This is a genomic window from Blautia sp. MCC270 (assembly GCF_018785605.1).
Taxonomy (GTDB): domain Bacteria; phylum Bacillota; class Clostridia; order Lachnospirales; family Lachnospiraceae; genus Blautia_A; species Blautia_A fusiformis.
Genome location: NZ_WQQD01000067.1, coordinates 13,878 through 27,058, shown reverse-complemented (window position 1 = coordinate 27,058; position 13,181 = coordinate 13,878). Strand labels below are relative to the sequence as shown.

The following is a 13,181-nucleotide window of genomic DNA, read 5'->3' as shown; positions in this document are numbered from 1 at the left end:
CATCCAGTCAATGCCAAATATCCCAAACCGGCTATTCCAAATGTGAATCCATCATCTTCAAAAATCCAACGATATGACAAGAATAAAATACAAAATAATAAAATTTTTTCAGGTATCTTTTTTCTTTTCCTTCGGTCTATTCTAATCCCCCCTAATTATTAAATACATACCGTTTTGTATTGGTGAGAATACCTTTCCCACCAATACGTTTCTCATATATTTTATATGCCAAAATTATACGTAAAGCCAATATAACTTTCCTAAATACTCATAACACTTCATATACCGCATTCCTTTTCCTGGAGTATACTCACCTCCCCCGCCAATAACTCTCCCATACTTTCGTATTACAATATTAGAATTAACCTTCCTATTACTCCAATAATTTCTAGAATAAGAAATTATTTGCTTTCCTGTTAATTGCCTCATTTTTTCATTTTTTTCTTCATTAACTGCCCTTCGTAGCGGTAATGCCTCTGCGAATGAAAGGTTCATATTTGAAATTCTTCGATTTGCGTCATGGTAATCTTTTCTCATATATTTCAAATATCCTTTTTGATTTTGCTTTGGTACTATAATATTATCTACAGCACTCCAAATTAATGATATTCCCGCACTTACCGCACCATTTATAACCGCGCTTGTAAAATCTCTATTTTCATAATAATCACTTGCAAACGAAGTAACACCACTTACAACTGCACCTGTTGTCGAACCACCAATTCCCAAAAATCCCATAGCGGTTCCAAGTCCTGCGGAAGCGGCAGTGATCCAGTTTATCTCTGACAGATTTTTCCCCTCAAAAATCATCTGACATCCAACTGAAAGTCCCATTCCAGCGACAAAACTTGCTGCTGCAACCATCCATGCATTTCCATCCTGATCTGCACGTACCAGTGGATTATCGTCACAGTAGGCAAATAAATTTCGATTATGTAATGTCTCCATAGATGCTTTTTCACTTTTAAAGTTATCCGCACTGATAAATCTCCGGATCTCCGGATCATAATACCGGTTCTTCAGATAGTACATTCCGGTTTCTTCATCGTAGTAGTAGCCTCTGTAGCGGAACGGGTTGATTTTTCCAATAGTGCCGGCTTTGCTGCCGGTGATGCTCAGGATTTTTCCCCAGCTGTTATACTTGTATTCTACTACAGTCTCTCCGGTGTCGTCAATCAGTGCAATGACATCATTCTGGAGATTTCTTACGTAAAAATAGTCTTTTCCTGACACTCGCATTGAAACAGGATTTGCTGCGGAATCATAGTAATACCAGATTCGGCGTCCCTCACCTTTTTCTGTTACCAGAAGATCTCCTGCCATGCAGTATTCGGTTGTTACATTGTCAACGGTTTTCTTTACTCGATTTCCGGCATGGTCATAATAGTATCGGATCTTTTTCCCGTTATTGACAGACTCCAGCTTTCTTCCCTGTGTCCAGGTAAATGTAGTATTTCCTTTTTTGGTCATATTTCCAATTGAATCATACTGCATGACTACGCCATTCCACTTCATCAGTTTATCCCGCCATACCTGTCCGAAGGTTCCGGTTTCTGTTGCAGATGGTTTTGTTGGAAGCGTTCCTGTTGTATATGGATACTCACATACTTTTACAAGATTTCCACCCAGATCATACTCATAGGTGAATGTCTTCTTCTGCGTCTGGCTGTTTTCCCGGATCAAACGGTTCAGCTCATCGTATACATAGGATTCTTTTACTGTGCTGGAACCTTTTGTATCTGTGATCGCCGTGATATTTCCGTTTGCATCATAAGTATAACTCAGGGTTCTGGAACCTACCGTTATTTTTCTTGGAAGTGTACCGACCTGTTTATCCGGAGAATAATATCCATATGTCAGAGTTAAAGGATTTGTGGTATTCCACTCTGTTTTTGCAACTCTTCCACAGGAATCATAAGTAACGGTTCTCTCTTTTCCGCTCATGATCTTTGTTTTTGTTTCTCTGCTGTCTTTATCATAGCTGTAATTTGTTTTTGTTCCATATTCATCAGAATATACGCGAAGCTCTGTCATGTTATTATTTGCATCATAGAAATACTGGTATCTCTGTCCGGATTCATCTGTAACACGCATCAGCCTGTCCAGAAAATCATATTCCAGATCATAGGTTTTTCCAGCCAGATATGCCTGTACTTTTGCAAGATTTCCGCTTCGGTCATACACATAATGATTCATTCTCTTTTCTGCGGACGCACTGGCACTGTGATAATAGCTCATCTGGATACGATCCATACTGTCATACTCGTAGCGGATATAATCTCCATTGCTGTAAATAGTTTTTGCAAGATTTCCGTTTTTCTCTTCATATTCATATCTGACAAGTTCATGAGAATATTCTGCATCCGTTTCTTTTTTATCAATAGAAGCTCGCAGCATATTTCCAAATGCATCATAGGTAAATCCGTAGGCAAATCCATTATGGCTGATGGACGCAAGTCTGTCATTTTTGTAGGTATACGCATTGGTCACTGTTTTCTGTACATTTCCAATTGTTACTTTCTGGCTTACTGCACTGAGACGCTGTGCGGCATCGTATCTGTAGGAAATCTTATTTCCTCTTCCATCTGTAAGTGATTTCAGCAGATCTGTAGTTTCATCCCACTCATAGGATACGGTATTTCCCTCTGTATCCGTAACGCCTGCTACATGATTTTTCTTCTCTGTGAATTTACGGGCCACCCAGGTACCTTTTGTTTCTGTAGTATCTGCTGCGGAAATACAACCGCTTTCTACAATGTTTCCTTTTGTGTCATATTTCAGACGGTATCTGACTCTTTCGGCAGAAGTTGCGGTTCGCAGACGACGTTTTGCATCATACTCATACTTAAAATTATTTCCTTTTGGGTCTGTGATCCCGGTTACATCACCAGTCGCATTGTACTCAAATTTCTGCCGATTCTTCTGAGCATCTGTAACAGAAATGAGATTATTTTCTGCATCATAAGTATATGTCTGTCCGAACTCCTCCCGGAATAACGCAATGCCATCTACAAACGCATGATTGGCATTATGGCAGTATGTATACGCTACCTGAATACTTGCATAATCATTTTTTGCCACGTACACATCACTCAGGAACTGCCAGTCCAGAATATCCGGACTGAAATTACTGTAGTGTGTATCTTTTGTCTTTCCATCTGCAGATATAAATACAACTTCCACACCAAACCTGCGACCTTTATCCACAGAAGATTCCGGAAGTGTTGTTCCGAATCCCCAGGCATTCACCATGTAGGTATCGCCTTTTTTTCCTGTGAGATCCAGTTTTTTGACCAGACGTTTTTCACTTTCATAATCTCCAACAAATTTGAAAATATGATTGTCAAGTCCCGGAACCCTTTCATTTACTTTGGCCGTTGCTTTACGGTCTGTTACCGGAGCTTTGGATATCGTAAGAGCTGTATTTAGGATATAAGCAAACTTTTTTTCTTCTGTATTTTCAGGCATAAACGCATACCATACTTCTCCGTTATTCTTTGTAACTGTTCCCCGTATACGGATTCTTTTATCTTTGGGAAGTGTTACCAGCCCACTGACTGTAGATGGAGTCGTATAGCAGTTCACCGGTGCATATGTGTAACCATACGGCGTGTTTGTTGCCAGTCTTACTACAGAATCTGCGGAAATATAGCCATAATATCTTTTTCCGTCAATATCCAGTCCTGCTTCATACCACTTGTTTCCACTGGAATCTTTTACAGATGAGCGTAATGCCAGACAGGTATTTTTTTCAATCCCTTCCTGTACCGGTATAGCTGATGCAGATGGGGCGGAGCGGAGAATGGCATTCTCAACTGCAGTACATGCGGAATTGCTGGCGCTTCCTCCCGGCATATAAATACACAGAGACTCTGATCTGACATATCCTTTCTGCCCGTTTCTTGTTTTCACATAGTACCAGAGATTTCCACTGGAATCTTTCAGAAATGCATTTGCCACCACACATTCATTCTTGAAGATACTTGTGATCTTTGTTTCTGCAGACACTTTTGGTGTTGTATAAACATCCGCAAAATCTGTGATCACCATCATTGCATATCTGACAGGAACATATACGCTGGTTCCCACTGTTGTCAGTTCATCTGCAAGCGTGGTTCCCGAGCCGGTAAAACCCTGTGTACTCCCAAAGTAAAAATCTCCATTATCTATCAGATTACAGCGGTTTGCAGTTGTTCCGCACTCCAGCTGTGCCATGTCTCCATAAACCGTTCCTTTTACTCGATACATGTATAAGAATACTCTTACTTTTGTATCAGCCGCATCTTCCGGTACCTTGAATGTTGCCTTCTGACGTATAAACCCACCGGTACTTTTTTTGATTCCTTCACTTACCGCATAAACATTTTTTCCATCTTTATCATGATACTCAACTCGTGCAAGACATCTTCCATTTTCCCCAATCTCACTTATGACAGCTTTCATATACATAGAGAATGTATAGGTCGCACCTTTTCTCAGCGAAACTTCCTGATACCAGCTGCAGAACTGATTACTTACCTCGCTGGTAAGCTGAAGGGATCTTGTCCCTGTTTTTACATTCTGACTGTCGGTATTGACCGATGCTTTGATATTTTTTTCATCGGATACATAGGATTTCCAGCCAAGTGTCTTTGCCTGAATGATCGGATCCTTCAGCAGCTGGATGATATTTGACTGAAGTTTTGTTTCATTCTGCAGACGGTTGGTGTAATTTTTATCCTTGCTGTATCTTGCACTTGCCGCATGGCCAAATCCATCATGCACATGCAGAAGGTTTCCTGAATTGTCAAATCGTAAGATCTCACTTCTGTTTTTTCGATCTGTAAATTTTGTGCTGTTGTATCCATAGGTAAGCCGCAGGCTGTTTCCTTCTTTACTTCCTCTTCCGTACTCAGTTATCTTTTTTACTCTGTAAGGATTCTGGCTGTAATAGTCGTAATGCACTTCACTTTCATCAACATTACGGATCTTCTGGAGCAGACGGGTTGTTGTATAGGTATATGTGGTCTTGGAATTATCAATATCTGTGATTGATGTAAGACATCCGTTGGTATATGCAAACGTCTTGCTTTTCTGATCTGGTCCTGTTACCTTTATCAGATGATTTGCTTTTCCTGCACTGTCCGTATCATAAGTCAGTGTTGTCATACGGCCTGCACCGTCTGCGATGGATGCAATACGCAGGTTGGTATATTTCAGGCTAAGTGTATTTCCATGTCGGTCTGAAATAGATCGTAAATATCCTGCTGTCATGAAGTTCAGGCAGTTTTCTTCTTTATCTTTGATCACATAGGCAATATCGGAATCTCCGGTTTTCAGTATCAGTTCCAGATCCAGGCCGGTTTCCTCTTTCCATTTCTTTTTTGTACTGTCATATACAAAATAGTGGACTGTACCATCTCCATCTGTATGTTTATAATACTCCGTTCCTGCAATAGTGACTTTCCGGATCGTCTGATGATAATTCAGACGGACTCCATATCCGTAACCGATATCGATGTCTTTATCATTGCTGTTGTATACCTGTGTCAGCCCCATCGGCATCAGTGAGCCGCCTGTTTCCATTGTATTATGCTGCATGATCACATTTCCGTTGTAGTCATTCACGTACACGGTGCCTGCACGTCCTGCTTCCTGGCTGTGATATGTCCAGTAGTCCTCAAGGCCGGAGTAGTTTACGTAGGAAATGTCGATTCTCGGACGCATATCTTTATAATCGCTGTGACAATCTGACGAAAGATACTCTGTATATCCTGAGAGTTCAGAGCAGTCTCTGAGCAACACACCATAATTATACCCATTCTGATACCAGTCTTTCACAAGCCGTGTGATATCAAGGCTGATATATTTCTGTTCATCTCCGGTAAACTTACATATATCTTCAACTGTTTCCGAATACATAGGTTTATTAAACCATGTAATATCGGCAGAATCCCAGTCCTGAAGCACACGATGAACCTGAAGCGTTCTTTCTTTTTTATCTTCCGCAAGAGACACCATTACCAAACGAGCGCTAACTACCATATCTCCTGTTTTAATAATCGGTAATTTAAATTTCAGATAACTTCTCTGAATAACATCTCCTCCTCTGGTTTTCAAAATAATGCTTTCACGAAAATTATCTTTTGCATACTGTGAATCTACATGTGCGTCATTAATCTCATCTCTACTCTTTGACGTTGTCGTAACCGGATCGACAATAACCGGATAAACTCTTTCCGGATCTTTCAGCCATTCTTCATCCGGTGTGATCCGGATCGCACAACGGTCTTTTTTTCCTTCATCCAGAAGTTCGATTCCGATATTTTCTGATCTTTTTCCTGCGGAATCTGTCATAAACGGCGCCGCAACAGCAAAAACCTCTTCCTCTGCATTATTTACAAATCTTACGCAGGAATTTCCTGCTACCGGATGAAGTTTTTTGGTATGATAGAGCCATGTAAAAGAGCCGATTGCTTCCGGTGTTTTCAGGATGATATCTTCTTTTATGTTCTTTCCTCTTACATAGAAACGACTGTCTGTTCCCGGAAGGATATCCGGATAAAGAACTGTATTCGTTCCGGTTTCTTCCGCCTTTACTTTTTCTGCGTTTTCCAGTGCCCAGCTAATCTTATATGCATCTTTGGTAACAGATACCGTCCCCTGCTTTCTGGAATGCTTACGAAATACGACTTTCCATTTGCCTTTTCTGTTGGCAAAATCCTTCTCTGCCCTCTCGCTGGCTGCGTATTCTTCTGCCATATTTTCTTCCTGATCTGCTTCTGTGTCTTCATCCATTTCCTCTGTCAGGGTATCATCCATTTCCTGCCAGATTCCCTCTTCGTCCTGATAATGGACATCATCCAGATAGATTTCTTTCGTAAAAGAATGATCCTCATTCTCAAACAGTTTGGATGCTGCGGTTCTTTCTTCTTTTATTTCCCGTCTTTTCTTATCTTCCATTATTTCTTTCCTTCTTTCTTTTCATTTTTGAGCCAGATCCATAAAGCAGTCATAACTGTTACCATTCCGCTCAGGATCTGATACCACTCTTCTTCTGAAAATGGGAGTGGATTTCTGCCTGTCAGTTCCAGGATCTGATTCGTCAGTGCGATCATAAGCACTGTCATCCGGATCAGTACATCTCTTGGAAATCTGATTTTTCGTTTGATCTTCATTTGTTTGCCACCTTCTTTCATCTCCGGTAAAGCTGGCCTTCACTTTACGCTCTGTAGTCAAAAACATATGTTTTACGCTTTATATAATATCGAACATATGTTTGTTTTTAAATTACATATATGTTATTTTTCGTAACATATATGTAGAATCGAATATTTTTATCTCCATCCCTGTGCTTCCCTGCACGCTTTATCACAGTTTCTGAACAGTCTGATAACTTCTTCTTCCGAAATATCCAGAAAACTGACGATCTGAAAAAACAGCAGGATACTCATAGCATTTTCTCCATTTTCGATTCTGGAGATCGTCATCTTGGATACATCTACGCCTTCCGCCAGTTCTTCCTGACTGTACCCGCCTTTTTTCCGACATATACGGACATATTCTCCGATCTGATATAATTTCTGCTCTTCATTCTTCATTTTCTTTTCCCCCTTATAAAGAAAAAAGCCAGGAAAACACCCCTGATATTAAAATCAGGGAAGTATTTCCTGGCTTTGAGTCTGGCTCTTACGCAATCTACAGTTGCCGGCCGGCTTCTCACTCAGTTTTTATGTGGTTTTCTTATCTCTTATGTGTTCTGTAATAAAAGATCTGCCTTCTGTATTGCTGTTCATTGCAATGTGCCAGCTGTATCTCCACCTCTTTTCTGCATCTGGGACATTTGATCCGGAGGATTCCGGAACAGTCACCTGTCAGATCGAACAATCTGCTGTTGGAGCAACTCGGGCAATGTACTCGTATTGCTTTTCTGTCGGGTGTTCTTTCTTCGATGTCCACCACTTCTCACGCTCCTCTTTTACGAATATATGTTCGTTTCTTATATTTTCCATTATACAAACTTATGTTCGCTTTTGCAATAGTAAATTTTCCCTCCGACAGCTTTCCAATCTCCCACGTTCATGCTATACTAAACCTATCTCTGTCTGCCCGTTTCAGTCATGGGGCAGACTTATTTTTTCAGGAAAGGATTTATTTATGAAGCGTATCAAAAATATCGATCTGCTCCGTGCGGGGGCGATTCTCTACATTATGCTGTATCACTGCTACGTTCTGTCCGGGCAGCCATGGCAGTCGCATACAGCCATCCACACACTTCTGACTCTTGGAGGTGAAGTAGGAGTTACACTGTTTTTCCTGTTAAGCGGATATGGGATTTATCTTTCCCTTTCTTCTTCGGAGTCGCGAGGCTGTCTCCCCGGCTGGCGGGCCTTTATGAAAAAGCGCTGCATCCGCATTATGCCCCAGTATTATGTATGTATCACGGTCCTTCTGATCTTTATGTCCACACAGATGTTCAGCAATGAGGGACTTCGGCATATCCTGGCGTATTATACTTTTACGGAGAACTTTTCCCCGGTGACTCATGGTTCCATCAATGGTGCGCTGTGGACGATGGGCGTGATCTTTCAGTTTTATCTGATCGCCCCGTTCCTTTACAAGGCAGTCCGGAAAAACTGGCTCGTCTCTGCCATTGTGTCCATTGTTTTCACTGTTATCTGCCGGTTCGCAGTCGTCCGTTATCTCCACGCTTCCGGTGTTTCAGATACCTCTGTATATTTTGTATACGAGCGTCAGGTATTCTCTGCGTTGGATAATTTCGTGCTGGGAATGGCTGCTGCCGCTTTCTGGAAACAGACCGGAAATCGTATGCAGGATTACCGGCTGAAGCTTGGACTTCCGGTTTCTATTGCAAGCACCGCACTGATCCTGGTATGGATCTTTTATTATCACAGTCACGGGCTTTATGGCACTGCTCCCTCCGGTTATCCGGCACATTCCATCCTGGCGATCCTGTTCAGTATACTGCTTGTGGGATTCTCCCTCCTGCCGGAAATGGATTTCAGGTTTCTGCGTCCGCTGTACTTCGTAGCCCGGAACCAGTACGGGATCTATCTGTGGCATATGCCCATCATCATGATCCTGCAGGCCAATGCGCCATGGTTCAACACCATGAGCCAGCAGCGCTTCTGGCTGTTTTTGCCATGTATGGTGGTCATCACCTGCGTATTCGGCTATTTTGCAACCCACTTTATCGATCATCCCGCTTCTGCGAAAAAGAAAGGATAACTTCCCATGAAAGACAGAACCGCCGTTAACCACAATATCCGCAAGCATTTTAACGAACTGATCTACAACACAGCCCGTTACACAGAGATCGCATTATCCATCGTGATCATTATCGTGATCGCACTGTCCGGACTGCGTCTGATCCTTACAACTGCCGGTACCTCCATCATGGATATGGACACCAGCTTTTTTACCAGTTTCCTGTCACAGGCACTGTCCCTTGTAGTCGGTGTGGAGTTTGTAAAAATGCTCTGCCGCCATTCCGCCCAGACTGTTGTCGAGGTCCTGCTTTTTGCAACAGCAAGGCAGATGGTCGTGGAACATCTCGATCCTGTACAGACACTGATCGGGATCATCGGTATCGCCATTCTTTTTGCCGTCCGGAAATATCTGATGACGGACAGCGATGATATGACCCCGCATCAAAAGAACGCTTCAGAAGAATCCTCAAAAAAAGCTTTCTCTTCTGAGTGCAAATGAGCATAATTGCAGAAAAGCTCCAACTGTATCCCGATATTGATACGGTTGGAGCTTTTCTTATAAATTGCATTGATATAAACCCTATACGATACTATTGTCCACGTCGGACCAGTTGCATGCCACAGCGGCTATCTCCAGATAATATACCCCGCATAGATCAGGTACATACACACCATGGAAATTCCCTCTTTCCGGCTGATCCTCTGCTTTGTGGCCGCATAAATCCACACGATCAGCGAGAACACGATAAGTATGACAATATCAATAATATTTTCCCGGATCAGTGCCACCGGATTGATGGCAGATGCAACTCCGAGAACCATCAGGATATTAAAAATATTGGAGCCTACCGCATTTCCCACAGCCATATCCACTTCGTTCTTTCTGGCTGCAACCACGGAAGTCACCAGCTCCGGAAGGGAAGTTCCAATAGAAACAATGGTCAGTCCCACCAGTGTCTGGCTCATTCCAAGATCAATGGCAATGCGGCTGGCAGCATCCACCGTAAGATCTCCGCCAAAGGCAATGGCAAGTGCGCCTCCCACAATAAAGAGGATGCTCTTCGGCCAGGAAAGGATGCCGATTTCTTCTTCCAGCTCTTCCATTCCTTCCATGTCCACATTTTTTCCTGCTGCCCTGGCCTTCATGGCACTTTGGATCATTACCACAATATAGCCTGCAAAAAATCCCAGCAGGATCATTCCATCCAGATGACCAAGTCTCATTCCGATCGTATCTCCTGCTGCCAGGATCCCCAGCCCCAGAAGAAGGAGCGCACAGATCATGGAAAACGGAATATCCCTCCGGATGGTTTCCTTCTGTACCAGGATCGGTGTCAGGATGGAACAGACTCCAACAACCACCATCAGGTTAAAAATATTGGAACCTACCACATTGCTGACCGCAAGCTCATTGTTATTGACCAGTGACGCTGTAACGCTGACTGCAGTTTCCGGCAATGATGTTCCCATTGCCACAATAGTAAGGCCGATGATGATCGGCGGCACCTTCAGCCTTTTTGCGATACTGGAACTTCCTTCTACAAAGAAATCCGCACCCTTCATCAGGAACACAAAGCCGATCACAAGAAAAACTAACACAAGGATCAGCGGTGAACTGTTTACCAGATTTTCCATTTTTCTTCTCACTTTCTTTTTTTATTTCCCATAACCCGGAGATTCATTGTCGCCCGCCCTGCTGAAAAAATTTTTTCCGGCATTCTTTTGTTACATAAAAAAGACCCATGTATGCCCTGCTGCAATAAAATATAACAAAGCATACATGAGTCTCATTCTTTAAGATTTGCCAGGTTTTTCAGAAAAACCGGGTCTGTTGACAAATCACACTTACGTGCGAACTACTCCCTCATGGAATTGAAATTTTCAATTTTTTTCAATTTAACAGAATTGTTTTTAAAAGTCAACCCCTGGCCGGTGACTTTTCTTTACCGAAAGCACATATTTTATGTATCTTTATTGTTTTCCGCTTTCAGAAACAATCCCTTTCAGGATCTGTAGGACTCCGTCTTCACTGTATGACGGACATACTTCCCCGGCTGCTGCCTGCACTTCCGCTCTGGCGTTAGCTACCGCATAGCTCCTTCCCGCTTTCTGAAGCATGGCAATATCGTTGAGGTTATCTCCGAATGTACAGGTTTCCTCCGGTGAAATTCCTAACTGTTGCTGGATAAATTCGACAGCTGTACTTTTTTCGCCCTCCGGCGGAGTACTGTCCATCCATTCTTTTCCGGCAGCCGCCAGTGTTACCTTATCCCTCCATGCTGGTGTAAAATACGGTGCACAAAGCTCCTCGCACCGTTCCGGGTGATAGACAGAAAATTTCAGCACCTGTTTTCCCTGAAGAGAAGAAAGATCATCCACTTTTCTCATATCATAACCATAGGAATCCCGTAGCCACCGGAACATCCTTCCATTCTCATTCTCCGCATAGCAGCACTCCGGTGTGGCAATAAAGCAGTCACATTCCGGCATTTTTTCTTTCACCATATGATGCATGCGTTTCCAAACCTCATCCGGAAGTGTATGTACCTTCAGGATCTTATCATTCTTCCGGATCACCGTACCGCCATCTGACACAAAATACACCAGATCCTTCACCGGCTCAAACAGCTTCCACTCACTGTCATACTGCCGCCCGGAACACACCACAAAGGTGATTCCCAGCTCAGTCAGCTTCCGGATCACTGTCATATATTCCGGATTGATAGTCATGGTCCCGTCTTTTACAAGAGTTCCGTCTACGTCTGTTGCGATCAGTTTTATCATGTTGTTTTTACTCCTCTCCCATCTGAAATACCAATATCCTCTCTCTCTGATTTTTCCCTTCAAAAAGATCCTGGCAGTCGATCTCGTCCAGGAATTCCAGTTCCTCTACGGTCATCAGATATGAAATATATTCGTCAGATGGATAATAGAAAAACAGTAGCATTTCTCTTGTTTTTTCGTACCAGGATTCCCGGATGCGGCCGATGACGCTTCTCAGTATTTCCACAGAAAAGGGATTAAAAAAATAAAATCTGTCTGCGGATTCCGGTACCTGAAAAAGAGCTGCATTCTCCAGTATAAATGATGTTTTTGTCCCGGAAACAGCCCGCTGCCTGTTTTCTTCTGCGGCTTTTGTCATACGTTCATCGTACTCCACGCCTGTAGTCCGGCATCTGATCTGCCACGCCAGAAAAAAATCCACTCTGCCTTTTCCACATCCATAGTCGATCAGATGATTCTTTTTCCCCAGATATCCACAATAAGCCAGCCGTTCCAGCACCCCGTACGGCGTTGGTTCGTATGGATAACAGTACTGATCCGATCTGGAATCGTCACGACCGGTGGTTTTGATCTTCAGCAGCTTATCATATTTTACTTCATTTTGATCCATGCTTCTGTTAATCTCCGTTCGCTACATCGGGCAGCTTCGTTTTTCCTCTTTATCCATATCTCCATGGACATACCTGGCATTGAACTCCATATTGATCTCACGGATCTCTTTCTTTCCGTCAATATAATCCTGATACATATCCGCAAGTCTCGCCATACAGCCATCACAGTTCGCGGAAATATTTCCAAGAGATTCCTCCACGATCTGTTTACGTTCCTCTTTTGTTGTATCTTTGATCAGATATCCTGGCATTGTTTTTTCCTCCTGATAGGTTCACCTCTATTTCAGGTGTTTTGTGCTTTCATTGTTGTTTACTTTTTCCTGTGAAAAAAGCTGCTTGTATCAGACAAACAGCTTTACAAAAATTTTTCTTTTCTGTTTTTTTATTCTACTCTGGCCAAATGTCAGTGTCAACACAATTTTTCGCCTGTTTCCGAAACACAAAATAAAAGCCTCCGGAACAATTCCAGAGGCTTCATACGTGCGTTAGAGGATTCGAACCCCCGACCTTTTGGTCCGTAGCCAAACGCTCTATCCAGCTGAGCTAAACGCACATCTTTGTTGCTTTTCCTTTGTGA

At 42.7% G+C, this 13,181-nt stretch carries 9 protein-coding genes and 1 tRNA gene; 2 read left to right on the top strand and 8 right to left on the bottom strand.

The annotated features are described in order from the left end of the window. Positions 1 to 234: 234 nt before the first annotated feature. The 3 genes from GPK58_RS12465 to GPK58_RS12455 all read right to left on the bottom strand — a co-directional run bounded on the left by GPK58_RS12465 (position 235) and on the right by GPK58_RS12455 (position 7,580). Positions 235 to 6,942, bottom strand: a complete 6,708-nt coding sequence (locus GPK58_RS12465) for a DNRLRE domain-containing protein (protein WP_215638733.1) — start codon at positions 6,940 to 6,942, stop codon at positions 235 to 237. Then, positions 6,942 to 7,157 carry a phage holin gene (locus tag GPK58_RS12460; protein ID WP_173723443.1) on the bottom strand — a complete coding sequence of 72 codons (216 nt, stop codon included), beginning with the start codon at positions 7,155 to 7,157 and terminating at the stop codon, positions 6,942 to 6,944. Before GPK58_RS12460 ends, GPK58_RS12465 begins: the two co-directional genes overlap by 1 nt. 159 nt (positions 7,158 to 7,316) lie before the next feature. Beyond that, positions 7,317 to 7,580, bottom strand: a complete 264-nt coding sequence (locus tag GPK58_RS12455) for a helix-turn-helix transcriptional regulator (protein ID WP_173723441.1) — start codon at positions 7,578 to 7,580, stop codon at positions 7,317 to 7,319. A gap of 556 nt (positions 7,581 to 8,136) precedes the next feature. Here GPK58_RS12455 and GPK58_RS12450 point away from each other — a divergent pair. Together GPK58_RS12450 and GPK58_RS12445 are read left to right on the top strand one after the other, a co-directional pair. Then, the gene (locus tag GPK58_RS12450) at positions 8,137 to 9,228 is read left to right on the top strand and encodes an acyltransferase family protein (protein WP_215638732.1); all 1,092 of its coding nucleotides are present in this window, start codon (positions 8,137 to 8,139) and stop codon (positions 9,226 to 9,228) included. 6 nt (positions 9,229 to 9,234) lie between these two features. Continuing rightward, a complete protein-coding gene (locus GPK58_RS12445; protein WP_092071924.1) occupies positions 9,235 to 9,708 on the top strand; it encodes a transporter in 474 nt (157 codons plus the stop codon). 128 nt (positions 9,709 to 9,836) lie between these two features. Here the strand turns inward: GPK58_RS12445 and GPK58_RS12440 are convergent, their stop codons facing one another. The 5 genes from GPK58_RS12440 to GPK58_RS12420 all read right to left on the bottom strand — a co-directional run bounded on the left by GPK58_RS12440 (position 9,837) and on the right by GPK58_RS12420 (position 13,157). Beyond that, positions 9,837 to 10,844, bottom strand: a complete 1,008-nt coding sequence (locus GPK58_RS12440; protein ID WP_022427049.1) for a calcium/sodium antiporter — start codon at positions 10,842 to 10,844, stop codon at positions 9,837 to 9,839. Between the two features lie 336 nt (positions 10,845 to 11,180). Continuing rightward, a complete protein-coding gene (locus GPK58_RS12435) occupies positions 11,181 to 11,993 on the bottom strand; it encodes a Cof-type HAD-IIB family hydrolase (RefSeq protein WP_215638731.1) in 813 nt (270 codons plus the stop codon). 7 nt (positions 11,994 to 12,000) lie between these two features. Further along, the gene (locus GPK58_RS12430; RefSeq protein WP_215638730.1) at positions 12,001 to 12,603 is read right to left on the bottom strand and encodes a class I SAM-dependent methyltransferase; all 603 of its coding nucleotides are present in this window, start codon (positions 12,601 to 12,603) and stop codon (positions 12,001 to 12,003) included. Positions 12,604 to 12,624: 21 nt separating this feature from the next. Continuing rightward, a complete protein-coding gene (locus GPK58_RS12425; protein WP_015527478.1) occupies positions 12,625 to 12,855 on the bottom strand; it encodes a hypothetical protein in 231 nt (76 codons plus the stop codon). 228 nt (positions 12,856 to 13,083) lie between these two features. Next, a tRNA-Arg gene (locus tag GPK58_RS12420) sits at positions 13,084 to 13,157 on the bottom strand. Between the last annotated feature and the right edge of the window lie 24 nt (positions 13,158 to 13,181).